This window comes from Nocardia sp. NPDC051929, from assembly GCF_044548645.1.
Taxonomy (GTDB): domain Bacteria; phylum Actinomycetota; class Actinomycetes; order Mycobacteriales; family Mycobacteriaceae; genus Nocardia; species Nocardia sichangensis.
Map to the genome: position 1 here is coordinate 172630 of NZ_JBIUCG010000015.1, position 23247 is coordinate 195876.

Here is a 23247-nt window from a genome sequence, read left to right on the forward strand (position 1 = left end):
GCTTCACCCTGGCCTCCGCGCGTACTTCCACGCATCCAGGCTAACGGTAGGGACAAGCGTGCGATACGCGCATCCGCCGTTCGCGTCCAGCTGACTTGATTTCCGCTACCCATCCGTAACCGATGCGGCATCGAACATATACCGAGCGCGCGTGCATCGCGACGTGTGTTCCGAGCAGGGGAATCCATGGGGCTCATGGCTTTCGGCAAGCCCGTGAGCTCGGTCAATGCACAGAGGGGAAGGCGTGATCAGTGGTAGCTGAATCTGTGGTGACTCTCGGCGTTTCGACCGAACGCGGTGCCGTGCACGCGGTAGCGCTCGCCGACGGCAGGAAGCTGGCCGATCGGGTGCTGCTGCGCCGGATCGAGCGAACGGACGGCGACAGCAAGGCGGACGTGGCCGAGGCGGTCGAGACCGCGCTGGACGCCCTGGCCGCCGGGCTGGGCTCGGAGCGGGAAGTCGGTGGCGTAGCCGTCGCCTATCGGGACGCCGCGGAGCGGCGCGCCATCGTGACCCGGCTGGCGGCAGGCCCGTGGCACAGCGCCTCGCTGGTCTCGGTGAAATCGGCCCACCTGAGCGTGGCGAGCATGATGACGTGGCTCGACGCCTACGACAACCTGCTGGTGTGCGAGGTGGTGCCCGGGTACCACGCGTTCACCCTGGTCGACCGGGGCCGCCGCCGGGTGCTCGCCGCCGTGGGGCAGGCGGGCCGGGCGACGCCCCGGTCGCTGGGCATCGGCGTCACGGCGGCGTGGGATCAGCTGGACGCGGCCGGCGCGCGGCCGGACGCGGTGGCGCTGATCGGCTCGGCGGGCGCGGGCTCCGCGGTGCTGAGGGCGGTCGAGAAATTCGGGGCTCCGGTGATCCCCTGCACCGTAGGCGCTTTCGCGTCCGCCGCGGGCGCGGCGTTGAGCGCCCGGCTGGAGCAGGACAGCTACGTCGGGCCGGTGAGCGAGTCGAGTCGGGCGCGCGGCGGCGTCGCGGTGTTCGCCGCGGCCGGTGTGCTGGCAAGCGGAATGGTCGTCGGCGGGAGCTATCTGCTGAACGATTCCGCGCAGCCGACACCGACCGTCGTGGCGGACGCCCGGATCGAGGGCGCAGGCGCGACGCATCCGGTAGAGCCGGTCCGTCCCGCGGACACCGAGGCGGACGAGTCGTTCGACGGGCCGCGGGGCGGCGACGCCACCACGACCGGAGTGTGGCTTCCGGACCAGCGCGGGGGGCTCGCCCCGCGGCATCGTCCGTTGCCGTTGGTCGCCGCAGACGCGACAACCAGGCCGGAGACGGAAACCCCGGAGCCGCTCCTGCCGGGGACCGGGGTCCCGACCGATCGTAAGGTGGGCGCACCCGACGCCGCGTTGCTGTTCCCCGGTGAGGCCCCACCACCCGCCGTGTTCACCCCGGAAGCCGCGGACTGGTGGGACGAGCACCTTCGCCTGATGGCGCAGTGGGCAGCCCAGCAGGTGTGGCAGGTCTGATCCGATCCACCCGACTTCGGCCCGGCGCCCCTGCGGCGCCGGGCTTTTCGTTGCCCGCGCTACACCGACAGATCGCGGCGCAACTTGGCGACGTGGCCGGTGGCGCGGACGTTGTACTGCGCGACGGCGATCTTGCCCGCTTCGTCCACCAGGAAGGTCGAGCGGATGACGCCGACGACCGTCTTGCCGTACATGGTCTTCTCTCCGTACGCGCCCCACGCGGTGAGCACGGCGCGATCGGGATCCGACAGCAGCGGGAAGGTCAGCCGTTCCGCGTCGCGGAACTTGGCCAGCTTGGCGGGCTTGTCCGGTGAGATGCCGACGACGTCGATGCCCGCGCCGTCCAGGTCGGCCAGGTTGTCGCGGAAGTCGCAGGCTTGCTTGGTGCAGCCGGGCGTGCTCGCGGCGGGGTAGACGTACACGATCACCTTGCGACCGCGGTAGTCCGACAGCGAGACGTCCTTGCCGTCGGCGTCGGGAAGCGTGAAGTCGGGGGCGGTGTCGCCCGGGGAGAGTCGTTGGTTGGTGGTCACCTTCTGCACGGTATCCGAAGGTCCCGACCGGAGATCCTCGCGCGGCCGGATAGCGGCGCGTGGCGGCGGATAGACTCGTCCGCGAGCCCCGGGTGCTCCGCGAACGGCCGAGCGTGCGGCCCGATTCGTGCACCGGGTGCGGCAATCGACAACAGGAGGGTGGAACGTGGCAAGGGATACCGAGCGGATCGAGCAGGAGATCGAGGCCGCCCGCACTCGGCTGGCGAGCACGCTCGACGAACTCGCGGTACGCGCGGACCCGCATCGGATCGCGGACGACACCAAGCAGATCGTGGTCTCGAAGCTGAACGAGCCGAAGGTGAAATACAGCCTGATCGGCGCCGCCGCGGTCGTCGTCGGGCTGGTGCTGCTCAAGATCTTCCGCTGAGCTGGAAAAACGACGACACCCGGTGTGGCGATGCCCACCGGGTGTCGTCGTTTCGCGGTCGGTTCAGACCGTCGGGCAGGCGAAGCCGTCGCCGTCGGGATCCAGGTGCGGGCCGTAGCCCGGTTCGCCGCGGAACAGCGGCGCGTGTCCCGCGGCGCGGGCGTCGTCGCAGTTGGCGTAGGCGCCACCGGCCGAACCGGTCTGCGACAGACCGGCCGAGCCGGTCGCGGCGGAGCCGGTGTCGACGGCCGAGGAGCCGGTTCCGGCGGATCCGGACGGAGGGGCGGCTAGGGCGGCAGGAGCCGCGAGAAAGGTCAATCCCGCGATGGCCGCGCTGACGGAGAGCCGGCGAACGTTCATGTATTCCTCTATGTATGTGGTTGCTGCGGTGGATGGGCGTCCGACCGGACGCCGCATCCACTGTTGTGACGGGCCGCTCTCTTGTCAACCTCGCGGGGACGGAACTAGGGGATTAGGGGATCGCACCCAGTGCCGTGGCTCAGGGGGCCGTCCCGATGCCGCGGATGTGTTCCGCTGGGATGTTTCCCATGCGTCCGGCCTGGTAGTCCTCCATCGCTTCGATGATCTCCGCGCGAGTGTTCATCACGAACGGCCCGTACTGCACCACCGGTTCGCGGATCGGCTGTCCGCCGAGCAGCAGGACTTCGAGCGCTCCGGTCCGATTGTCTTGGCGCGCATCGGCTGTCACGCTGATCGCGTCTCCGCGGCCGAAGACCGCGAGCTGCCCCTCGTTCAGCGGCCTGCGCTCCGCGCCCACCGTGCCGCTGCCGGATAGCACGTACGCCATCGCCGTGAACTCTTGCGGCCAAGGTGTTTCGAGGATTCCGCCGGGCGTGATCGACGCGTGGGCGTAGGCGATCGGGGTGTATGTCGAACCGGGGCCGGTGAATCCGCCGACCTCTCCGGCGATGAGCCGCACCAGCGCGCCGCCGTCGTGCGAACTCACCAGCGTCAGTTCGCGAGCGCGCAGGTCCTGGTAGCGCGGCGTGGCGAACTTGAGCGCGCGCGGCAGGTTCACCCACAGCTGGATGCCGTGGAACCAGCCGCCGGAGGCGACCATCTCCTCCGGCGGGACCTCGTCGTGCAGGATGCCGGAGCCCGCGGTCATCCACTGGGTGTCGCCTTCGCCGATGACGCCGCCGCCGCCCTGCGAGTCGTGGTGCACCATGGTGCCGTCGAGCATGTAGGTGACCGTCTCGAAGCCGCGGTGCGGATGCCACGGTGCACCCTTCGCCTCGTGCGGTTCGTAGGCGACCGGACCCATCTGGTCGAGCAGGATGAAGGGATCGGCCGTGCGCAGATCCATGCTGGGGAACGGCCTGCGCACCTCGAATCCCGCGCCTTCGCGCTGTTTGTGCGCGGTGACCACGCTCCGGACCGGCCGTTGGCGCAGGGTCGCGTCCGGGCGGGGGAGGCGTGGCAGGACCATGATGTCGGGAACAGTGACGGCGGGCATGGGGACCTCCTCGGGAGTTGGTGTCCATGTCAACCAACGGTGACTACACTTCATTCCCATGGTCCGGTGGTTGAGTGACGACGAGCAGGCGACGTGGCAGGCCTACGTGCGGCTGCGCCAGCGTTTGGACGGGGCGATTTCCGCCGGGCTGGCCGAGGACGGCCTGTCCCTGGCGGACTACGAGCTGATGGTGGCGTTGTCGGCAGCCGCCAACGGGTGTCTGCGCGCCAAAGAGCTCGCCACCGAGGTGTGCTGGGAGAAGAGCCGGCTGTCCAAGCATCTGGCCAGGATGGACGCGCGCGGACTGGTCGAGCGGCGCCCCGCCGAGGAGGATGCCCGCGGCATCATCGTGCAGCTCACGCCGCAAGGGCGGGTGGCGCTGGAGCGGGCCGCGCCCAACCATGTCGATCTGGTCCGTCGCGTCTTCGTCGAGCTGATGACGCCGGGTGAGGCGCGTGCGTTGCGCGCGCTGGCGGACAAGGTGGTCACCGAGGTCGAGCAGGTGACCGAACTCGGCGCCTGATCGCCGTTCCCGCCGCTATCCGGCTTCGGTGTCGTGCCGCCGCCATCGACGCCACCACTGGCGGCGTGGACGCGGCGCGATGCGGCCGGCCTGCGCTCCGGCGGGGCCGGTGGCTTCGAGGCTGGGTTGCGCGCGTTTCGGCCCTGCGACCTCGCGTGCGCGCCTCCATTGCTCGACGATCTCGTCCGCGTTCACCGGAGCGATCGGCACGAACGGTCCTTGCGGCATCCGCAGCCACTCCACGATGCGTTTGTTGAGTTCGCTCACGGCGGCTCGCACCTCCCGCTCGCCGGTCGCATCACGCACGGTCTCGGGCAAGTGCTCGATATCGCGTCGCAGCAACAGCGACGGGGGCAGCAGCGCGTCACCGCTGACGCCTTCGCGACGCAGATATGCGCGCAGCCACCAGTCCTCGTCGGGAGCCGTGCCCACTCCGGGAATCGGTTTGCCGGTACCGGGCAGATTGTCGAATTCGCCGCGCTCGGCCGCCTCGCGGATCTGCTTGTCGATCCACGATTCGAAGGTCTGCTTCGGCGGCTTGCGCTCGGTCATCGTGGCGGCTGAGTCGGCGGGTGCATGACGCTAGTCTACGGAAGTCTGTAGTAGACGCAGAAAACGTTGAATCGCAAAGACTTTCGCGGAAATTCAGGACCACGGCGTGATCGGCGGCTTCACCCAGAGCAGTTTCTCGTCGGTGTGCTCGCGCCGGGCAGCGGGATGCCGCGGATGTCGGGCGGCCCAGTCGTCCTTCTCCGTCAGCAGCCGTGCCACCGCGGTCCAGGTCTCGTCGGTGCTCGGCGGATTCGTTCCGGCCGCCCTGGCCAGTTTGCGCCGTACCGGCGCGGGCATCGCGAGCACCTCGGAGCCGGTGATGCCACGGGGCCAGAGGTAACTCGCCAACCGGCGTGCTTTCTCGGCGCGGCTCTTGGCCGCCGCGTCGTTGTGTGCGTAGTCGGTCACGGCAAGGTCCAAGGGGTCGCGGGTATGTGGACCATTATTGCCGAGCCGCAGATACGCCTGCCCGACCGCGCGGACACGGCCGGAAAGCGGCGCAGCCTCCCCATCCGATGGATGGGGAGGCTGCGTGACGGTGTGGATCAGTACGCGCTGTTGACGTTGTCCATCGAGCCGTAGCGGTGCGCCGCGTAGTTGCAGGCGGCGGCGATGTTGGCGACCGGGTCCCAGATGTCGAAGGGCGTGCCGGCGACGTGGTAGGCGGCGAAGGTGGGGTCGATCACCTGGAGCAGGCCCTTGGACGGGATGCCCATGGCGGCGTTGGAGTCCCACAGGTTGATGGCCTGGGGGTTGCCCGTCGACTCGCGCATGATGTTGCGGTAGATGCCGTTGTAGGTGCCGGGGATGCCGTTCGCCGACATGATGTCGAGCGCCTGGCGGATCCAGCCGTCCAGGTTGTCCGCGTAGACCGGCGGGGCCGGGGCGGGCATCGGGGCCGGGACCGGGGCCGCCTCCGGAGCGGGCGCGGGGGCGGGGGCGGGCGCGGGTGCGGGCATCGGCGCGGGGATCGCCTCGGCCGCCGGTGCGGCGACCGGAGCGGCGGCGGCCTCGGGCTGCTGCTCGGCCACCATGGCGATGCGAGACGGGACGCTGTTGTCGGCAACGGACGCCGCGGAGCAGGCGGCCACGGCGACGACACCCGCGGCGGCGAAGGCGACGGTGACGGTTTCGCGGAGCGAGGGGCGGCGAAGGGTGGAAAGGCGTCTGTCAGGCATTGCGAATCGGTTCCTTGATCGGGGACTTACTCGATCCGGCCGCAGTTGGGCAGCACGGATCCTGCGGCGTACGCTCGTGTGCGTTCGCCGAAACGGCCATGTGCTTTTGTGTGGTTTTGTTGTGGGGGACGCTGATGTCCCCGGAACGCGACGCTTCTGCGTGCGGCACCGGATCGCCCTCGGTGGGCTCGGCCGCTTGTCGCGCGAGACCCGCATCCTCGATGCGGTGAGACGGGCGGAAGTATGGGATTGCGGGTCCGTTGCCGGATTCCGCTCCGCCGATCACGTGGCGGGCAGGGTGCCTGCCGTGTGATCGTTACCGAATCGGTGTCTACAACTCCTCGGGCTGACCAAACTTCAGGTCGCTTTGTGACCTGATTGCAGAATGGTCACGCATGGTTAACGGACGGTGAACTGATCATGAACGGCAGGCGCTGACGATCTTGGAAAGCCCAAGACGCGGTTGCCGAATCGTTATCCAAGCTGGGAGTTTGCCGTTAAACCTCTTGTGCCGTAGGTCACAGAAATTTTCGGGCGTACAGGTGGATTTCGCGGCGATCGCGGGCGTATAGCTGTCCGAATTGAGACCACTGGTGCAACTGGGAAAAACTCCAGGTCACGGTGATGTCACGGAAATCGGGGCCATCGTGGAGACGAAGAAAACCGTGCCCTTGCCAGCCGATGACTGACAAGGGCACGGTTTGCGTGTTGTGCGCCATCAGGGACTCGAACCCCGAACCCGCTGATTAAGAGTCAGCTGCTCTGCCAATTGAGCTAATGGCGCTTGCTCCGTGTTCCGGTGCGGGACAAACCTTAACAGGCCGGGGCCGCAGAAGTGAAATCGTGTCCTGACCGGCGCGGATGTGATGCTCTCCGCCGCCGTAACGCGTGGGTTCGCCGCGGTGATCTAGTGGTGGTAACGCTGCAGTGACGGACTAGGTGTTCACATTGGCCAGGACGTGACGCACTGGCAGAATGTCCGATTGTGGTTTCGACCGCCCGCGTACACGGCGGGGTGAGCGGCGTGGCGGTCGGTATCCGAAGCCCTCGGTGTGTCCTGGAGCGCCGAGACTTTGAAACGGGGTTGAAATGAGTTTTGGTCGAGGTCGGCACGTGCGCAAGCCGACTACGAGGCGGTCGCTACGCACGTTCGCGGGACCGGTGATAGTTGTCGCGGTCGCCGCGCTGGCATTGACCGGATGTTCGGCATCCGACGCCAAGGACGCGGCTCAGGTGGCCATCGACCGCAACCCCATCACAGAACTGATCAAGCCGAAGTTGTTGTCGCCGGTGAAAGATGGCGAGGTAGGGGTATCGCCGGGCGTCCCGTTGGCGCTCAAGGTGGAAGACGGCAAGTTCACCAACGTGAGCTTGGTCAGCCCGCAGGGCAAGGCGGTGGAGGGCAGGCTCGCCGCCGACGGGCGTTCGTGGGAGACCACCGAGGTGCTCGGCTACGGCAAGACCTACCGATTGAAGGCCGACGCGATCGGGCTCGGCGGGGCGAACTCCGCGACGCTGAGTTTCACCACGAGTTCGCCCGGTAACCAGACCAAGCCCTACCTGGTGCCCGGCGAGGCGGAGGTCGTCGGTATCGGACAGCCGGTGGCCGTCCAGTTCGACGAGAACATCCCCGACCGGAAGGCCGCGCAGGATGCGATCAAGATCACCACGGAGCCGCCGGTGGAGGGCGCGTTCTACTGGGTGAACAACCGCGAGGTGCGCTGGCGGCCGGAGCATTTCTGGGCGCCGGGATCGAAGATCACCGTCGATGTGAACGTCTACGGACGTAATCTCGGCAACGGCCTGTACGGGCAGGACAACATCCACTCGTTCTTCACCATCGGCGACGCGATGGTCTTCACCGCCGACGACAACACCAAGCAGGTGACCGTCGAGTTGAACGGCCAGGTGATCCGCACCATGCCGACCTCGATGGGCAAGGACAGCACCCCCACCGACAACGGGGTCTACATCGTGGCCGACCGCCACGAGAAGATCATCATGGACTCCTCGACCTACGGCGTGGCGGTCAACGCGCCCGACGGGTACAAGACGCCGGTCGACTTCGCGACGCGACTGTCCTACAGCGGCATCTTCTTCCACTCGGCGCCCTGGTCGGTCGGTGCGCAGGGGTACAGCAACACCAGTCACGGCTGCCTGAACCTCAGTCCGGCGAACGCGCAGTGGGTCTTCCAGAACGCCAAGCGCGGTGACATCACGATCGTGAAGAACACCGTGGGCGGCACCCTGTCCGGTGTGGACGGCTTGGGTGACTGGAACATCCCGTGGTCGGTCTGGAAAGCGGGCAACGCCGAAGACAATCGCTGAGCCGAAGCGGAACGCCGAACGGGCCACCGGAGCGATCCGGTGGCCCGTTCGGCGTTCAGGGGGTCACGGCAGCATGTTGCAACCCAACTGGGCGTCGCCCAGGATCGCGATGGCGCTGCCGGTGGCGGCGCACAGCAGCTTGCTGCCCGCCGATCCGGTGCCGGAGGAGCCGGTGGTGGCCAGGCCGCCCGCCGATCCGCTCGACGCCGAGCCGGAGTCGGGCAGCGGGGGAAGTCCGATTCCCGCGACCGCGGTTCCGCTGGATCCGGTGAGGAGAGTGGCGCCGACGAAGGCTGCGATAACCGCGGAACGCATCACGAGGTGTGTCTTTCTGGTCGAACCGGGAAGGCGCCCCAGCGACACCGTCCCACGTGCACCGCAGTCTACGGACGCGTGGCGGATTCTGGAGTGGTTTCGTTTCACATCGCGGCGAGTGCCTGCGGCAAAAGGTCTGGGGCGCAGTGAAAGAGCCTTGCGCGGAGTGTCAGCCGCGCCCGATCGAGCCGACTCGGCTCTCGGTGGGGACGTGGGCCGGTTTCCTCGATCGGCGGCGCGAAGCGATGCCCGCGACGAACGCGTCAGGACCCGGCCGGTGCGGCGAGGCGGGTCATGCGGGCGCTCGGCCTCTGCGGAAGACGATTTCCATAGGCGCCGAGACCTTCGGTGGTCGGCCGTGGCAGGAGGGCGCGCTCAGGCATGAAATGGCACGCCGCATCGTGACGCATTTCGCATGTGGACCCATTCGAGTGCAGGCGCTTGCCGATGGCTTGGGGTCTTCGGGACATGATCGCCGCCTCGGAGAGATACGGACGGCTATTTCACGTCGCGCGCCGATGCGGGGAATGAACAGAGTAGAGAAAGCGCCAGCCGTAGTGTGCGAACCGCCTCAGAGGACGGTTCGCACACCGCGACACCTGGGGTGAGCGACGGGACTCGAACCCGCGACAGCCAGGATCACAACCTGGTGCTCTACCAACTGAACTACGCTCACCATCGCCGGTGAAGAACCGGCGGGCTAGATATTAGCGTGTCTACCCGCCCACTCCCTAATCGTTATCTGGCGAGCCGTTGACCTGCGCCGATTCGGTCCGCTGTTCGGCGGTCTCGGAGACCTCGGCGGCGACGGCGGCGATTTCGGTGGTGGAGGGACCGGGCGGCGCGACGAACGCGGTCCGCCGGTAGTACTCCAGTTCCCGGATGGACTCCTGGATGTCGGCCAGTGCGCGATGGCTCAGGCCCTTCTCCGGCTGGCCGAAGTAGATGCGCGGGTACCAGCGGCGGCACAGCTCCTTGATCGAGCTCACGTCGACCATCCGGTAGTGCAGGTGGGCATCCAGCAGCGGCATGTCCCTGGCGATGAAACCGCGGTCGGTGGCGATCGAGTTGCCTGCCAGCGGCACGGTGCGCGGGGTGGGGATGTACTGGCGGATGTAGTCGAGCACGCGCTGCTCGGCCTCTTCGAGGGTGACGGTGGAGCGACGGACCTCGTCGGTCAGCCCGGAGCGCGCGTGCATCTCGGCGACCACGGCAGGCATCGCGGCCAGCGCGTCGTCGTCGGCGTGGATGACGATGTCCACGCCCTCGCCGAGGATGTTGAGATCGCTGTCGGTCACGAGTGCGGCCACCTCGATCAGCTTGTCGCTGTCCAAGCGCAAGCCGGTCATCTCGCAATCCATCCACACCATGTATTTGTCGGACACCCGTGCAACATTAGCCGGGCGAAGGTCCGGTGCCCGCGATACGGCTCGGCAACCCCGAAGCCGCCGATGCGGACGGGAATCCGACCGGTGGCGATACAGTTTCTTCCAGATCGTCACCCGGCGTTTTCGGTGCGGCAGCAAACATTGAGTGAAGCAGCCCGGTCGAGCCAGGACGGAGACGTGCGATGACCACCCCGAAGGAGAAGGCGGCCGCGGCGCGCAAAGCGGCCGACGAGGCGGCGCGGATCGCGGCGGAGGCGTCCGCCGCCGCGGAGGCCGCGGAACGTGAACTGGCCGAGCAGACGGCGGGTGGAGCCGGTGCTGCCGAAGGAAGAGACGCACCGTCCCCGGGCTCGACCGCCGCACAAGAGATCGCCGCGGGCTACGCGTTCGAGGGCGCTGCGCTGGACCTGGGCACCGTGGTGGTCGACGGGAGGGTGGATTCCGGCGCGCGCGTCCGTATCCCGATGCGGATGATGAACCGGCACGGTCTGGTCGCGGGGGCGACCGGCACGGGGAAGACGAAGACCCTCCAAGGCATCGCGGAGCAACTGTCGAGCGCCGGGGTTCCGGTGGTGCTGGCCGATATCAAAGGCGACCTGTCGGGTTTGGCCGAGCCGGGCCGATCGAGCGAAAGACTCGCCACGCGGATCGCGGAGACCGGCGCCGCGGACTGGGCGGCGACCGGCTTCCCCACCGAGTTCGTGTCGCTGGGCACCACCGGGGCAGGGCTTCCGATCCGCGCCACGATCAGTTCGTTCGGCCCGGTTCTGCTGAGCAAGGTGCTCGGGCTGAACGAGACGCAGGAATCCACCCTCGGACTGATCTTCCACTGGGCCGACCGCAATGGCCTCGCGCTGCTGGACCTGAAGGACCTGCGCGCCGTGATCACTCATCTGACCAGCTCCGAGGGAAAGGATGACCTGAAAGGCATCGGCGGTGTCTCCGCGGCCACCGCGGGCGTGATCCTGCGCGCCTTGGCGAATCTGGAGGCCGACGGCGGCGACACGTTCTTCGGCGAGCCGGAACTCGATCCGGCCGACCTGGTGCGGGTGGTGGACGGAAAAGGGGTGATCACACTCTTCGAGCTGGGTGCCGAGGCGGCGCGGCCGGTGATGTTCTCCACATTCCTGATGTGGGTGCTGGCCGACCTGTTCCAGACCCTGCCGGAGGTCGGCGACGTGGAGCGTCCCGAGCTGGTGTTCATCTTCGACGAGGCGCACCTCCTGTTCTCCGACGCCTCGAAGGCGTTCTTGGATCAGGTGGAGCAGACCGTCAAACTGATCAGGTCCAAGGGAGTGGGCGTGTTCTTCTGCACACAGTTGCCCACCGATATCCCGAACCCGGTGTTGTCCCAGCTCGGCGCGCGCATCCAGCACGCGCTGCGCGCGTTCACCCCGGACGACCAGAAGGCGTTGGCCAAGACCGTCCGCACCTACCCCAGGACCGGTGTATACGACCTGGAGCAGGCGCTGACCTCCCTCGGCACCGGCGAGGCGATCGTGACGGTGCTCTCCGAGCAGGGCGCGCCGACGCCGGTGGCCTGGACCAGGATGCGGCCACCCCGGTCGCTGATGGACACCATCGGCGTGGACGCGATCCGGTCGGGGGCGCTGTCCAGCCCGCTGGCCTCGAAGTACGCCCGGACCATCGACCGGGAATCGGCCTACGAACTGCTGGCCGCCAAGATGGCCGACGCGACGCGGGAGCCGGAACCGGCACCCGTCCCCGGCCGTAACGTGAACCGCGCGGAAGAGGAGTCCGCCGCCGAGCGGATCATGCGGAACCCCGCGGTCCGCGGCTTCCTGCGCTCGGCCGCCACCGCGGCGGGACGCGAGATCACCCGCAGCCTGTTCGGCACCCGGCGCCGTTGAGCGCGCCGGTCATCCGACCTCGCGGGCGAGCAGGTCCGCCGTCGTCTCCCTGCGGATCAGTTCGCGGGCGCGGCCGTGTCGAACGGCGATGATCGGCGGCCGCCCGACAGTGTTGTAGGACGAGGCAAGGCTGTGATGGTAGGCGCCGGTGCACGGCATCGCGAGCACCTCGCCGGGGCGCAGGTCGGCAGGCAGCCGGACGTCGGCGGCGAGGATGTCGCCCGCCTCGCAGAAGCGACCGGCGACCGTCGCGGTCATCTGCGGACCGCACGGGTGGCGGCTGGCGACCACGACCTCGTAGCGCGCGCCGTAGAGCGCGACGCGCGGGTTGTCGCTCATCCCGCCGTCCACGGTGACGTAGGTGTGCCCGCCTTCGACGTGCTTGATCGAGAGCACTCGGTACAGCGTCACCCCGGCCCTGGCGACGACGGCGCGGCCGGGTTCCAGCGCGAGGACCGGGCGTGGGAAGTGGTGGCGGGCGCAGGCGGCGTCGAGGGCGTCCTCGAGGATGTCGGCGAGTTCGGCGAGATTCATGTCGGCCTCACCGGCGCGATAGGCCACCGCGTGACCGCCGCCGAGATCCAGTTGGGTCAGCAAGACGCCGTGGTCTTGCCGCACCTGCGCCATCGCGGCGACCAAGCGCCGTACCGCCTCGCCGTAGTGATCCGGGTTGTAGATCTGCGAGCCCAGATGGCAGTGGAAGCCGACCAGGGTGAGGTTCGGTTGGCGCAGCACACGGTCGATCGCCTCGGCGGCCGAATCGCTGCCGAGGGGGAAGCCGAACTTCTGGTCGTGCACACCGGTGCGCACCGCGGGATGACCGTGGACATCGATGCCGGGGGACAGCCGCAGCAACACCTGCTGTGGCTTCGTGGCCAGGGCGGACAGCAGCGTGATCTCGGTGTGCGAGTCGATCACGATCCGGCCGACCCCGCTGCGCACGGCGGTGGCCAGTTCGTCGAACGACTTTCCGTTGCCGTGCAGGACGATGCGCGCGGGGTCCACACCGGCCGCCAGCGCGACGGCCAGTTCGCCCGCCGAGCACACGTCGACCGAAAGGCCTTCCTGGGTAACCCAATCCAGCACCGACCGGGTCATCAGGGCCTTGCCCGCGTAGATGATCTCGGCCTCGGGAAAAGCTTTGCGATAGGCCCGGCAGCGGGACCGTACCTCCTGCTCGTCCAGGACGTAGGTGGGCGTCCCGTACTGATCGGCGATGTCGGCGAGGGCGACGCCGCCGAGGGTGATCCCGCCGTCGCCGTCGTAGTGCGTGTCTCGCGGCCAGACCGCGGCATCCAGGCGCGAAGGTGATCCCGACCGCAATGACGGGAGGATGTCGAGCAGCGTCACGATGTTCTCCTGGGTCGCCCCCGCTTTCTCGAATTGCGGGGCCGATGCCAGGACTACGCCGGGTGCGGGGCCGGTGGGCCGGTCATTTGCGGATCCTTGACCACCGGGCGTCGCTTCTTGACAGCTCGCTGACGCGGCTGGCTCAGCTGCCGAGTTTCTTGTAGAACGCGCCGGCGATGGGAGCGGTGACCGCGCGCGGGCCGTACTGTCCCGCCACACTCATTCCCTTGCTGATCAGGCCGGGGACAACGCGCATCTTGTTGCGGGCGAGCGCGTCGATGGACACCTTCGCGGTGGCTTCCGAGGAGACCCACATGAAGTCGGGCACCATCCGGTCGACGATGGAGGCGTCGGCGGGATCCGGGGTCTCGGTGCGGACCGGGCCGGGCGCGAGCAGGGTGACGTGCACCCCGGAGCCTTTCAGCTCGCCGCGCAGCGATTCGGAGAAGGTGTTGGCGAACGCCTTGCTCGCGGCGTAGGTGGCGTTGTTCGGGATCGGCATGTTGCCCGCGGCCGAGCCGCTGATCAGGATGCCGCCGCTGCCGCGGGCGAGCATGCCGGGCAACACGGCCAGCGTCAGGTCGTGCACGGCGACGGCGTTGAGTTCCATCTGCGCGCGCTCGTAGGCCGGGTCGAGTTCGGCGATCGCGCCGAAGGTCGCGATGCCCGCGTTGTTGCACAAGACGGCGATCTCGCGGGTCGCCAGTTCTTTCACCAGTACAGCGCGCTGCTCGCGGTCGGCCAGATCGACCGCGCGCACCTCGGCGGTGATGCCGTGGGCCAGGGTCAGTCGCTGCGCGAGCTCGGTGAGCAGCTCCTCGCGGCGGGCGACCAGGATCAGCGAGTAGCCGCGGGCGGCGAGTTCGGCGGCGAGCGCGGTGCCGATGCCGGAGGAGGCGCCGGTGACGACCGCGCGGTTCTCGGAAGTGGGGGAGGGCAGGCTCACCCGATGCAGCCTAGGCGACGTGACCCGGTGGTCCGCCGCACGATCCCCGGCGGGGTTCCGTGCCGCGGTCACGGCGGCCGGGCGTCCGGGCCCGGCCGCCGCTCGCTCACAGCCGTGCGGCCAGCCGGGTGCCCTGGTCGATGGCTCGTTTGGCGTCCAGCTCGGCGGCCAGTTCGGCGCCGCCGATGAGGTGCGGGCTCATCCCGGCGGCGCGCAGCGGGGCCTCCAGGTCGCGCACGGATTCCTGGCCCGCGCAGACGATGACGTTGTCGACCGGGATCAATTGGGGCCGTTGTCGCTTCTCTCCGAAGCTGATGTGCAGGCCGTTGTCGTCGATGCGCTCATAGTTCACACCGCCGATCTGCTCGACGCCCTTGGCCTTCAGCGCGGCCCGATGCACCCACCCGGAGGTCTTGCCCAGGTCCTTCCCGAACGGAGTGGTCTTGCGTTGCAACAGAACGACTTCGCGCGCCGCCGGAGCCGGCCTGGGCGTAGTGAGCTGCCCGGGAACCTGCTCGTCGTCGGAGGTGACGCCCCACTCCTCCTTCCACTCGTCCAGCTTGAGGGCGGGATGCCCTTCCACGGTGAGGAATTCGCTGACGTCGTAGCCGATGCCGCCCGCGCCGATCACGGCGACGCGCTTGCCGACCGGCTTCTCCTCCCGCACCAGTTCGGCGTAGGACAGCACCATGGGGTGGTCGATACCGGGGATGTCCGGGATCCGCGGCTGTACGCCGGTGGCGAGCACGACCTCGTCGTAGCCGCCCGCGATGAGTTCTGCGGCGCCGACCCGCTTGTTCAGGTGCACCGTGACGCCGGTGAGCTCGAGCATCCGGGTGTAGTACCGGATCGACTCACTGAATTCTTCCTTGCCCGGGATGCGGCGGGCGATGTCGAACTGGCCGCCGATCTTGTCGTCGGCCTCGAACAGGTCGACGCGATGGCCGCGTTCGGCGAGGCTCACCGCCGCCGAGAGCCCGGCCGGGCCCGCGCCGACCACGGCGATGCGCTTGCTGCGGCGGGTCGGCAGCAGTTTCAGCTCGGTCTCGTGCCCGGCGCGCGGATTGAGCAGGCAGGACACCGTCTTGCGCTGGAAGGCGTGATCCAGGCACGCCTGGTTGCACGCGATGCAGGTGTTGATCTCGTCGACGCGATCCTGGGCGGCCTTGTTCACCCACTCCGGATCGGTGAGGAAGGGACGGGCCAGCGAAATCAGCTGCGCGTCACCGCGGGTCAAGATCTCCTCGGCCACCTCGGGCATGTTGATCCGGTTCGACGCGCACACCGGGATGGTCACCCGCGCGGTGATCTTCGCGGTGAATTCGACGAAGGCGGCACGGGGTACCGAGGTGACGATGGTGGGCACCCGCGCTTCGTGCCAGCCGATGTCGGTGTTGAGGATGTTCACCCCGGCGGCTTCGAGTTCCACGGCCAGCGCGACGATCTCGTCGAAGCTCTGTCCCTTCTCCACCAGTTCGGCCATGGACAGCCGGAACACGATGATGAAGTCCGGGCCGACCGCGGCGCGGGTGCGGCGCACGATCTCCACCGCGATCCGGCGCCGGTTCTCCGGGGAGCCGCCCCACGCGTCCGTGCGCTTGTTGGTGCGCGGCGCGAGGAACTGGTTGATGAAATATCCTTCACCGCCCATGATCTCGCAGCCGTCGTAGCCCGCGAACTGGGCCAGCTTCGCGCAGCGGGCGTAGTCGTCGATGGTGCGCTCGACGCCTTTGGCCGACAGCGCGCGCGGCCGGAACGGGTTGATGGGCGCCTTGATGGACGACGCCGACACACTGCCCGGCATGTAGGAGTAGCGACCCGCGTGCAGGATCTGGATGGCGATCTTGCCGCCGTGCTCGTGCACCGCTTTGGTGATCGCGCGGTGCCGGTACGCTTCGGTTTTGTTGGTCAGCTTGGCGCCGAAAGGCAGCAGCCAGCCTGCGCGATTCGGCGCGTAGCCGCCGGTGATGATCAGGCCCGCGCCGCCGCGTGCTCGTTCGGCGAAGTAGGCGGCCAGTTTGTTGGTGTCCCAGGCGCGGTCCTCCAGCCCGGTGTGCATCGAACCCATCACCACGCGGTTGCGCAGGGTGGTGAAGCCGAGATCGAGCGGCTCGAACAAATGGGGGAAGGAGCTCATGGGGCAGGTCGCCTTTCTCCGTCCGCGTGCGGGGCTGTCGCGCGCGGGTGTAGTGCTTGCAGAACTTCGTCGCACCATTCGACGAATCCGGCCTCCACGCGGATGCCCGCGCGCAGGACGAGGTACTGGTGCAGGGCCGTCCCGGCGAGCCGCTCGGGAGCGGGGAAGTCGTGTTTCTCGATGTGCCGGTACAGCTCGAGCCGCTGGGCGTGCTGGTCGCGGTGGCGGGCCACCTCCGCGCGCAACGCGGTGATGTCGCCGTACGCGGCGGCGCGGATCTTCACGGCGAGTTCGTTGCGCGGAGTGGCGGAATCGCTCGGTTCGGCGATCCAGCGCGCGAGTTCGGCGCGTCCGGTCTCGCTCACCGAGTAGACCTTCTTGTCCGGCCTGCCCTCCTGGATCACCGTCTCGCCGTCGACCCAGCCGGACTCCTCCATGCGCTTGAGGACGCGATAGATCTGCTGGTGGGTCGCGCTCCAGAAGTAGCCGATGGACTTGTCGAAGCGGCGCGCCAGCTCGTACCCCGAGCCGGCGCGCTCGGTCAGCGATACCAGCAACGCATGCTCGAGTGCCATGCGGTGAGGATAGCCGTGACACTCGGTACTATGCAACTAGGTGCATAAGTACCCTCCGTTTCGTCACGGCCGGACCCGATTTCGGCCCGCCTCGTCACCGTCTCGCGCATTAAGCTGCGCGGCATGACCGAGGTGAACGCCCAGGCGACAGTCGGGCAGGCCGCCGGGCGCGGGCAAGTGGTGGCGTGGGGGCTGTGGGATTGGGGATCTTCGGCATTCAACGCCGTGATCCTCACCTTCGTCTTCTCGGTGTATCTCACCGACAAGGTCGGCGACGATCTGCCCGGCGGTGTCTCCGCCAGCGCGTGGCTTGGGTGGGCGCTGGGCATCGCGGGCCTGATCGTGGCGTTGACCGCGCCGGTCAGCGGACAGCGCTTCGACGCGTCCGCGAAACGCAAGGGCTCGCTCGGTGCGCTGACCGCGCTGACCGTCGCGGCGATGACGCTGATGTTCTTCGTGCACGACGACTACCACGACCTGTGGTTCGGCTTGGCGCTGCTGGCGTTCGCGTCGACCTGCTTCGAACTGGCGAACGTGCCGTACAACGCGATGCTGCGGCAGGTCTCCACGCCGCAGACCGTTGGCCGGGTCTCCGGATTCGGTTGGGCGATGGGTTATTTCGGCGGCATCTTGCTGCTGCTGATCTGCTATTTCGGCTTCATATCCGGCGAGGGAGACAACCGCGGGCTGCTCGGCGTGCCCACCGATCAGGGACTCAACATCCGGCTGGTCGCCGTGCTCGCCGCCGTCTGGTTCGCCGCCTTCGCGTTGCCGGTGCTGTTCGCGGTCCCCGAACTGCCACGGACGAACGCCGATCCCGGCGCGGCGAGCGCGGGATTCCTCGGCTCGTACCGGGTGTTGTGGCGTGACCTGCGCGAGCTGTGGCGCGTCGACCGGCGCACGGTCGGCTTCCTGGTGGCCAGCGCCGTCTTCCGGGACGGCCTCGCCGGGGTGTTCACCTTCGGTGCGGTGCTCGCCGTGCGCGTCTACGGGATCGCCGACTCGGATGTGCTGCTGTTCGGCATCGCGGCCAATGTCGTTGCGGCGCTGGGTGCGATCGTCGCGGGGCGCTTCGACGACCGGGCCGGGCCGAAGATCGTCATCGTGGTGTCCCTGGCCGCGATGCTGGTGTGCGGGCTGGCGCTGCTGGTGGTGTCCGGCCCACTGATGTTCTGGATCTTCGGCTTGCTGCTCACCGTCTTCGTCGGCCCGGCGCAGGCGGCGGCGCGCTCGTTCCTGACCCGCCTCGCGCCGCCGGGCCGGGAGGGGCAGCTCTTCGGCTTGTATACGACCACCGGGCGCGCGGTGTCCTTCCTCGCCCCGAGCCTGTTCGGCTTGTTCGTCTGGCTGTTCGGTTCGGACCGGGCGGGGATCGCGGGCCTGTTGGTCGTGCTCGCGGCCGGGCTCGCGGTGCTGCTGCCGGTGCGGTCACCGGATCCGGTCACGGTGCGCGGCGATGTCGAGGAGCCCCGGCCCGCCGAGTGAGTTCGGCGGATTCGGTCGCGGCGGGCGGCGGCGTCGAGGAGTCACGGCCCGCCGAGTGAGTTCGGCGGCGGATCAGCGCCGCTTCGGTGGCCGCCAGCCGCCCATGCCGAGTGCGATCAAACGCATCTGCTGGACGGTGCGGTCGATGATCGCCTGCTCGTCGCGCGGCGCGGCCGACACGTAGGCGGCGATCCCGTCGGTCACCGTGCTGACCATCAAATCGGCGGCGATCTCCAGGTCTCGTGGCGTCCAGGAGTCCAGGGCCCGGATGCGGGAGAGGTCGGCGACGAGCTCTCGGACGATCAGTTGGATCTCCCGGGCGATGGCCGTGCGCAAGGCGGCGGACCCGCCGTGGCGCTCCCTGGTGAGGAAGCCGAACAGCTCACGTTTGGGGCCCACTTGCGCGAACACGAAGCGGACCGTGTCCGACAGGCCCGCGTCGGCATTGCGGCGGACTTCGCGCAGCGCCAGCCGCAGCGCGGTGACGCCGTCGTCGACCAGCGTGGCGCCGAGGTCCTCCAGCGACGCGAAGTGCCGGTAGAACGCCGTCGGCACGATGCCGGCCGAGCGGGCGATCTCCCGCAGGCTGAGCGCGGCGAATCCGCGTTCGGCGGCCAGCGCGAGCGTGCCGTCCAGGAGCGCCTGCCTGGTCCGCTCCTTGCGTTCGCCTCGGGTAGCCGCCTGCTCACTCATCTCGGTGAGCATACATCCGTTCACCATTCGACCTATCCCCAGATGTAGTTCGAGTCACATGTTTCGCCGGTTGACACCTAGCCCCGGTCATCCGTCACACTAGTTGAGTGTACAGACGTGCACTGAAATTCCAGCCGCACGTCGTCAGTCCGACAAGAGGTACGGAGAACAAATGGTGGATCTCATCAACTTGGTGCAGACCCTGACCTCGCCGCACCCGCTGGATCGGTACCTCGAGCTGGTCCGCCCCACCCTCACGGTGCGGGACATGCGGGCCGAGATCACTCACGTGCGCCGCTCGGCGCCCGGCTCGGTGACGCTCACGCTGCGCCCCACCCGGCACTGGCAGGGCCACGTCGCCGGACAGTACGTCCAGATCGGCGTGGTGATCGACGGCGTGCGGCACACGCGGTGCTACTCGCCGGTGAACCCGGAAGGCGGTCGGGATCGTCATATCGAGCTGACCGTGAAAGCGCATCCGGACGGTTTGGTGTCGCAGTACCTGTACCGTCACGCCGCCCCCGGCATGGTGGTCGACCTGGCACCCGCCGACGGCGTGTTCCGGCTGCCCGAGTCGCGGCCGCGGCGCGTCCTGCTGATCAGCGGTGGCAGCGGCATCACGCCGGTGCTGTCCATGCTGCGCACGCTCGCCGCGGAGGACCATTCGGGTGAGGTCGTCTTCCTGCACTACGCCAAGTCGCCCGCTGTGCTGCCGCACCGAGCGGAACTGGACGCGATCGCTGCACGGCATCCGAACTTCCGCATCGAGCTGCGCTATCCGCATCGCATGCCGGATCTGGCGCCGCGGGCGGATTCCGGTGCGCCGTGGGTGGATCTCGCCCGGCCGAAGGGCAGCGGGTACTTCGACTACGACGAGCTGGAGCGCGTCGCGCCTTGGTTCGCCGACGCGCAGACCTTCGTCTGCGGCCCGCCGTCGCTGATGGACGCGGTGCGCACGGTCTATCAGGCCGAGCAACTCGAGGACCGGCTGCACTCCGAGGAGTTCACGCTGTCGGTCGCGCCGGTGGACGCCGCCGACGCACACGGCACCGTCAGTTTCTCGGCCAGCGGCGTGAGCGCCGACAACACCGGAGCCACGTTGCTCGAGCAAGCCGAATCCGCCGGTCTCACGCCCGAGTACGGCTGCCGCATGGGGATCTGCTTCTCCTGCACAGCGGTGCGCCGCTCCGGCTGCACGCGCAATCTGCGCACCGGCGAGACCGACACCGACCCCGACCAGCCGATCCAGCTGTGCATCAGCGCGCCGGTCGGCGACGTCGACATCGACATCTGATTCACGAAGGGGAGCCAATTATGACCATCCTGACCGAAACCGAGAACGGACCGCTGGTCCTGAGCCCGGACCAGATCGAGGAACTCGGCCGTGAACTCGACGAGCTGCGCGCGGCCATCGTCGCCGACCTCGGCGAGCGCGACCGGGAATACCTGTACTCGATCATCAAGGCGCAGCGGGGATTCGAGATCGCCGGGCGCGGCCTGATGTATCTCGGCTTCCTTCCGCCCTTCTGGCTGGCCGCCGTGGCGGCGCTGAGTGTGTCGAAGATCCTGGACAACATGGAGATCGGCCACAACGTCATGCACGGCCAGTACGACTGGATGCGCGAGCCCGGCCTGAATTCCCGCGTGTTCGAATGGGACACGGTCTGCCCGGCCGACCAGTGGAAGCACTCGCACAACTACCTGCACCACACCTACACCAACATCCACAACAAGGACCGCGACATCGGCTACTCCATCCTGCGCATGGACGAGGCGCAGGAGTGGAACGTGCTCCGGCTCGGCCAGCCGCTGTACGCCTTCGTGCTCATGATGCTGTTCGAGTGGGGTGTGATGGGCCACGACCTCGAGGTCGAGCACATCCTGGCGGGTAAGAAGAAGTGGCCGGAGGTCAAGAACCTGATCCTCGGTCAGTGGCGCAAGGCGGGCAAGCAGGTGCTCAAGGACTACCTGGTGTTCCCCGCGCTGACCGGACCGCTGTTCTTCCACACGCTGGCGGGTAACGTCACCGCCAACCTGGTGCGCAACGTGTGGGCCTTCGCCATCATCTTCTGCGGTCACTTCCCGGCCGGCGTACAGACGTTCACCGAGGAGGAGACCGCGGACGAGACCCGCGGCGAGTGGTACATCCGGCAGATGCTCGGCTCGGCCAACATCACCGGCAGCAAGCTGTTCCACATCATGTCCGGGAATTTGTCGCATCAGATCGAACACCATCTGTTTCCCGATCTGCCCGCGAGCCGTTATCCGGAGATGGCGCCTACGGTCCGCGCACTGTGTGAAAAGTACGGTTTGCCGTACAACACCGGCTCGCTCGGTAAGCAGATCGGCTCGGTATGGAAGAAGATTTTCAAGCTGGCACTTCCGCCGCGCTGGGTCGAGAGCGAACCGTCCCCCGGTGTTATCGTGATGCGTCAGCGAAAGGCGAGCGAAGCGGGCGTGTGAATGATCGGGAAATTCGAGAGCAACAAGGATCTCATTCAGGAATTGACGTCTTCCGGTGCCAGGCACGTCGGCAATATCGCCAACATCATCACGGGGACGGTCGCCGAGGTCACCAAGGAGATCGGTGAGTGGATCACCGACGCCATCGAGATGAACGAGGCGGCGGCCGCGGCGCGCCGGGACGCGGAGGCACAGCGGGATCTCGATCGTGACCTCGACACCGAGACCGAGGTCACGGTCACGAAACCGCGGGCGGACGCGACGGAGGCGTTCCTCGACGCCGAAGTCGTCGAGCCGGGCGTCGACGAGCCGCGCTGATCACCAGACCGGCAGCCTGCGCCGATGCTCGATGACGTCGGTGATCAGATCCTGATAGCCGTCGACCAGCTCGGCCAGCCTGGACCACTGCAGGTGGGCCTCACCGCCCGCCTGCCCCGGGTGCGGCCCGGTCGTGATCTCGTCGTCCAAAGAGTGTCGGGCCGAAACCCATTTGGCCGCGATTCGGTCGATGACCGCGCCGAGTGTCTCGGTATGCAGGGAGGCGCCCTCTCGGTGCTGCACATTCTCCGCCACCCATGCGTCGATCCGCCCGATCCATTCCGCGCGGCAGCCGTCGATGTCCTCCACTTGCTGGGTGCAGGCGGCGACCCGGGTGCTGGATGCCTCCGGGGCGTGTGATCGCTCGAGTGCCCGCTGCCGTCGCTCATGGCAGTCGACGAGCTTCCGCGCGGCGTGCAGCACGCTGTGCCGGTGCTGGTTCTCGCCGGGTTCGCGAATCGCGCGAAGCAGTGCGGCGGGCGGCGGCAGCTCTTGGGCTCCGAAACTGCGCTGAGCGTATTCGGTGGGCATGACTTACCTCTGCGACACGACGAATCCTGGATGCGCCAGGGCCGAGGGGGATTTCGGGGAGGGGCGCCCCTCGGCTCCGGCGCAGTCCCGCACCCGGATGCCATCCCGCGTTCCACCAGCACGGCAGAGAAACCGGGAAATCCGCGACGATGCGGGAGAAGACGGTCCGAGAAATCAGGACACTTTCAGGAAAGCGCGGTAACCGAAGCCGCGCAATACTCTGGTCTGTGAATCCGAAAGCTGCCGGGAAATCGTTATATTCCGTTACGGATCGGTCACCCGGACCGGCGCTCGGCGGTGCGTTCTCGAAATTGTCGAGCGTATGAGCAGCAACCGATTCGGTGCGTGCGCTGCGCGCCACCGCCGCATGGGCTAGCCTCGGTATTCGTGCCCGCCTACGTGTCATCGCCGGAGCTGACATTCGGCTTCATGTTCGCGCTGGAAGACCCTGAGCGAATCGCGGAGGTCGTGCGTGATCTGATCGTCCGCAAGACCGTCTCGGTCTTCCGTCTCGCCCGGCTGTCCGACGACGACGGCCCGCCGGAGCGCTACGTGGTCAACTGGGCGGTCATCCCGCAGATCTCGATCACCACCGCCGCGCCGGACGAGGAGGAGCTGCGAACCACCCGCACCATGCTGGTCAACGCTTTTCTCAGTGAGGGTGGCGAGGTCAGCCTGTATTCGGCGCAGTCGAGCGGACCGGCCTGAGGCGGACCGT

Annotated in this window: 25 protein-coding genes and 2 tRNA genes; 10 read left to right on the forward strand and 17 right to left on the reverse strand. The window is 68.0% G+C overall.

The features are described 5' to 3' along the window. The first annotated feature begins 251 nt into the window (after positions 1–251). Positions 252–1478: a hypothetical protein gene (locus ACIHAX_RS21660; RefSeq protein ID WP_355075842.1), complete on the forward strand. Its 1227-nt coding sequence runs from the start codon at positions 252–254 to the stop codon at positions 1476–1478. A 59-nt stretch (positions 1479–1537) separates the two neighbouring features. On the opposite strand, the gene bcp is transcribed toward ACIHAX_RS21660, so the two are convergent. Further along, entirely contained in the window at positions 1538–2011 is a 474-nt protein-coding gene (bcp, locus tag ACIHAX_RS21665) for a thioredoxin-dependent thiol peroxidase (protein ID WP_397279252.1), read from the reverse strand. A gap of 166 nt (positions 2012–2177) precedes the next feature. Here bcp and ACIHAX_RS21670 point away from each other — a divergent pair, with 166 nt between their 5' ends. Further along, positions 2178–2399, forward strand: coding sequence for a DUF3618 domain-containing protein (locus ACIHAX_RS21670; protein ID WP_067802691.1), 222 nt, complete (start codon positions 2178–2180; stop codon positions 2397–2399). Positions 2400–2462: 63 nt separating this feature from the next. On the opposite strand, the gene ACIHAX_RS21675 is transcribed toward ACIHAX_RS21670, so the two are convergent. Further along, positions 2463–2759, reverse strand: a complete 297-nt coding sequence (locus ACIHAX_RS21675) for an excalibur calcium-binding domain-containing protein (protein ID WP_355075846.1) — start codon at positions 2757–2759, stop codon at positions 2463–2465. Between the two features lie 139 nt (positions 2760–2898). Beyond that, positions 2899–3876, reverse strand: coding sequence for a pirin family protein (locus ACIHAX_RS21680; protein ID WP_355075848.1), 978 nt, complete (start codon positions 3874–3876; stop codon positions 2899–2901). 70 nt (positions 3877–3946) lie between these two features. Here ACIHAX_RS21680 and ACIHAX_RS21685 point away from each other — a divergent pair, with 70 nt between their 5' ends. Then, a complete protein-coding gene (locus tag ACIHAX_RS21685) occupies positions 3947–4399 on the forward strand; it encodes a MarR family winged helix-turn-helix transcriptional regulator (RefSeq protein WP_355075850.1) in 453 nt (150 codons plus the stop codon). Between the two features lie 15 nt (positions 4400–4414). Here the strand turns inward: ACIHAX_RS21685 and ACIHAX_RS21690 are convergent, their stop codons facing one another. From ACIHAX_RS21690 to ACIHAX_RS21710, 5 genes are all read right to left on the reverse strand, one after another. Continuing rightward, positions 4415–4951 carry a DUF1992 domain-containing protein gene (locus ACIHAX_RS21690; RefSeq protein WP_355075851.1) on the reverse strand — a complete coding sequence of 179 codons (537 nt, stop codon included), beginning with the start codon at positions 4949–4951 and terminating at the stop codon, positions 4415–4417. Between the two features lie 93 nt (positions 4952–5044). Further along, complete coding sequence (locus tag ACIHAX_RS21695; RefSeq protein ID WP_356968314.1) at positions 5045–5359, reverse strand: hypothetical protein; 315 nt, start codon at positions 5357–5359, stop codon at positions 5045–5047. A 137-nt stretch (positions 5360–5496) separates the two neighbouring features. Then, entirely contained in the window at positions 5497–6129 is a 633-nt protein-coding gene (locus ACIHAX_RS21700; RefSeq protein WP_356968312.1) for a transglycosylase SLT domain-containing protein, read from the reverse strand. 518 nt (positions 6130–6647) lie between these two features. After that, the gene (locus tag ACIHAX_RS21705) at positions 6648–6848 is read right to left on the reverse strand and encodes a hypothetical protein (RefSeq protein WP_397279254.1); all 201 of its coding nucleotides are present in this window, start codon (positions 6846–6848) and stop codon (positions 6648–6650) included. Continuing rightward, positions 6841–6913, reverse strand: a tRNA-Lys gene (locus ACIHAX_RS21710). The genes ACIHAX_RS21705 and ACIHAX_RS21710 overlap by 8 nt, the downstream gene beginning before the upstream one ends. A 305-nt stretch (positions 6914–7218) precedes the next feature. Here ACIHAX_RS21710 and ACIHAX_RS21715 point away from each other — a divergent pair. Further along, positions 7219–8457 carry an Ig-like domain-containing protein gene (locus ACIHAX_RS21715; protein WP_397279256.1) on the forward strand — a complete coding sequence of 413 codons (1239 nt, stop codon included), beginning with the start codon at positions 7219–7221 and terminating at the stop codon, positions 8455–8457. Between the two features lie 63 nt (positions 8458–8520). Here the strand turns inward: ACIHAX_RS21715 and ACIHAX_RS21720 are convergent, their stop codons facing one another. The 3 genes from ACIHAX_RS21720 to orn form a co-directional block, all read right to left on the reverse strand. Next, entirely contained in the window at positions 8521–8772 is a 252-nt protein-coding gene (locus tag ACIHAX_RS21720) for a hypothetical protein (RefSeq protein WP_355075858.1), read from the reverse strand. Between the two features lie 600 nt (positions 8773–9372). Next, positions 9373–9448: transfer RNA gene (locus ACIHAX_RS21725), tRNA-His, on the reverse strand. Between the two features lie 55 nt (positions 9449–9503). Next, positions 9504–10142: an oligoribonuclease gene (gene orn, locus ACIHAX_RS21730; protein WP_397279306.1), complete on the reverse strand. Its 639-nt coding sequence runs from the start codon at positions 10140–10142 to the stop codon at positions 9504–9506. A 200-nt stretch (positions 10143–10342) separates the two neighbouring features. Here orn and ACIHAX_RS21735 point away from each other — a divergent pair, with 200 nt between their 5' ends. Further along, positions 10343–12031, forward strand: a complete 1689-nt coding sequence (locus tag ACIHAX_RS21735; protein WP_397279258.1) for a helicase HerA-like domain-containing protein — start codon at positions 10343–10345, stop codon at positions 12029–12031. 9 nt (positions 12032–12040) lie between these two features. Here the strand turns inward: ACIHAX_RS21735 and lysA are convergent, their stop codons facing one another. From lysA to ACIHAX_RS21755, 4 genes are all read right to left on the reverse strand, one after another. Next, complete coding sequence (gene lysA, locus ACIHAX_RS21740; RefSeq protein WP_397279260.1) at positions 12041–13381, reverse strand: diaminopimelate decarboxylase; 1341 nt, start codon at positions 13379–13381, stop codon at positions 12041–12043. 142 nt (positions 13382–13523) lie between these two features. Beyond that, entirely contained in the window at positions 13524–14327 is an 804-nt protein-coding gene (cmrA, locus tag ACIHAX_RS21745; protein WP_355075865.1) for a mycolate reductase, read from the reverse strand. Positions 14328–14433: 106 nt separating this feature from the next. Then, positions 14434–16464 (reverse strand): FAD-dependent oxidoreductase, encoded by a 2031-nt coding sequence (locus tag ACIHAX_RS21750; protein WP_397279263.1) that lies wholly within the window; start codon positions 16462–16464, stop codon positions 14434–14436. Continuing rightward, entirely contained in the window at positions 16461–17039 is a 579-nt protein-coding gene (locus ACIHAX_RS21755; RefSeq protein WP_355075869.1) for a PadR family transcriptional regulator, read from the reverse strand. The genes ACIHAX_RS21750 and ACIHAX_RS21755 overlap by 4 nt, the downstream gene beginning before the upstream one ends. A gap of 123 nt (positions 17040–17162) precedes the next feature. On the opposite strand from ACIHAX_RS21755, the gene ACIHAX_RS21760 reads away from it, so the two are divergent. Further along, complete coding sequence (locus tag ACIHAX_RS21760) at positions 17163–18524, forward strand: MFS transporter (RefSeq protein ID WP_397279265.1); 1362 nt, start codon at positions 17163–17165, stop codon at positions 18522–18524. Positions 18525–18596: 72 nt separating this feature from the next. Here the strand turns inward: ACIHAX_RS21760 and ACIHAX_RS21765 are convergent, their stop codons facing one another. After that, positions 18597–19217 (reverse strand): TetR family transcriptional regulator, encoded by a 621-nt coding sequence (locus ACIHAX_RS21765; protein WP_355075873.1) that lies wholly within the window; start codon positions 19215–19217, stop codon positions 18597–18599. Between the two features lie 172 nt (positions 19218–19389). On the opposite strand from ACIHAX_RS21765, the gene ACIHAX_RS21770 reads away from it, so the two are divergent. The 3 genes from ACIHAX_RS21770 to ACIHAX_RS21780 are packed head-to-tail and all read left to right on the forward strand — an operon-like array spanning position 19390 to position 21998. Next, entirely contained in the window at positions 19390–20511 is a 1122-nt protein-coding gene (locus ACIHAX_RS21770) for a ferredoxin reductase (RefSeq protein ID WP_355075875.1), read from the forward strand. Between the two features lie 20 nt (positions 20512–20531). Beyond that, on the forward strand, positions 20532–21680 hold the full coding sequence (locus ACIHAX_RS21775) for an acyl-CoA desaturase (RefSeq protein ID WP_355075877.1): 1149 nt from the start codon (positions 20532–20534) through the stop codon (positions 21678–21680). After that, a complete protein-coding gene (locus ACIHAX_RS21780) occupies positions 21681–21998 on the forward strand; it encodes a hypothetical protein (RefSeq protein WP_355075879.1) in 318 nt (105 codons plus the stop codon). On the opposite strand, the gene ACIHAX_RS21785 is transcribed toward ACIHAX_RS21780, so the two are convergent. Continuing rightward, a complete protein-coding gene (locus ACIHAX_RS21785) occupies positions 21999–22529 on the reverse strand; it encodes a DUF4254 domain-containing protein (protein WP_355075881.1) in 531 nt (176 codons plus the stop codon). It lies immediately after the preceding gene. A gap of 387 nt (positions 22530–22916) precedes the next feature. Between ACIHAX_RS21785 and ACIHAX_RS21790 the strand changes: the two genes are divergently transcribed. Continuing rightward, on the forward strand, positions 22917–23237 hold the full coding sequence (locus ACIHAX_RS21790; protein WP_355075883.1) for a hypothetical protein: 321 nt from the start codon (positions 22917–22919) through the stop codon (positions 23235–23237). Positions 23238–23247: the final 10 nt, after the last annotated feature.

What these genes read in the sequence shown, in the direction of transcription:
- ACIHAX_RS21675 (WP_355075846.1), bottom strand. Translation starts at nt 2,759, where the DNA reads ATGAACGTTCGCCGGCTCTCCGTCAGCGCGGCCATCGCGGGATTGACC.
- ACIHAX_RS21680 (WP_355075848.1), bottom strand. Translation starts at nt 3,876, where the DNA reads ATGCCCGCCGTCACTGTTCCCGACATCATGGTCCTGCCACGCCTCCCC.
- ACIHAX_RS21690 (WP_355075851.1), bottom strand. Translation starts at nt 4,951, where the DNA reads ATGACCGAGCGCAAGCCGCCGAAGCAGACCTTCGAATCGTGGATCGAC.
- ACIHAX_RS21700 (WP_356968312.1), bottom strand. Translation starts at nt 6,129, where the DNA reads ATGCCTGACAGACGCCTTTCCACCCTTCGCCGCCCCTCGCTCCGCGAA.
- ACIHAX_RS21705 (WP_397279254.1), bottom strand. Translation starts at nt 6,848, where the DNA reads ATGGCGCACAACACGCAAACCGTGCCCTTGTCAGTCATCGGCTGGCAA.
- ACIHAX_RS21715 (WP_397279256.1), top strand. Translation starts at nt 7,219, where the DNA reads ATGAGTTTTGGTCGAGGTCGGCACGTGCGCAAGCCGACTACGAGGCGG.
- ACIHAX_RS21720 (WP_355075858.1), bottom strand. Translation starts at nt 8,772, where the DNA reads ATGCGTTCCGCGGTTATCGCAGCCTTCGTCGGCGCCACTCTCCTCACC.
- orn (WP_397279306.1), bottom strand. Translation starts at nt 10,142, where the DNA reads ATGGTGTGGATGGATTGCGAGATGACCGGCTTGCGCTTGGACAGCGAC.
- ACIHAX_RS21735 (WP_397279258.1), top strand. Translation starts at nt 10,343, where the DNA reads ATGACCACCCCGAAGGAGAAGGCGGCCGCGGCGCGCAAAGCGGCCGAC.
- ACIHAX_RS21750 (WP_397279263.1), bottom strand. Translation starts at nt 16,464, where the DNA reads ATGAGCTCCTTCCCCCATTTGTTCGAGCCGCTCGATCTCGGCTTCACC.
- ACIHAX_RS21755 (WP_355075869.1), bottom strand. Translation starts at nt 17,039, where the DNA reads ATGGCACTCGAGCATGCGTTGCTGGTATCGCTGACCGAGCGCGCCGGC.
- ACIHAX_RS21760 (WP_397279265.1), top strand. Translation starts at nt 17,163, where the DNA reads ATGACCGAGGTGAACGCCCAGGCGACAGTCGGGCAGGCCGCCGGGCGC.
- ACIHAX_RS21765 (WP_355075873.1), bottom strand. Translation starts at nt 19,217, where the DNA reads ATGAGTGAGCAGGCGGCTACCCGAGGCGAACGCAAGGAGCGGACCAGG.
- ACIHAX_RS21770 (WP_355075875.1), top strand. Translation starts at nt 19,390, where the DNA reads ATGGTGGATCTCATCAACTTGGTGCAGACCCTGACCTCGCCGCACCCG.
- ACIHAX_RS21775 (WP_355075877.1), top strand. Translation starts at nt 20,532, where the DNA reads ATGACCATCCTGACCGAAACCGAGAACGGACCGCTGGTCCTGAGCCCG.
- ACIHAX_RS21780 (WP_355075879.1), top strand. Translation starts at nt 21,681, where the DNA reads ATGATCGGGAAATTCGAGAGCAACAAGGATCTCATTCAGGAATTGACG.
- ACIHAX_RS21785 (WP_355075881.1), bottom strand. Translation starts at nt 22,529, where the DNA reads ATGCCCACCGAATACGCTCAGCGCAGTTTCGGAGCCCAAGAGCTGCCG.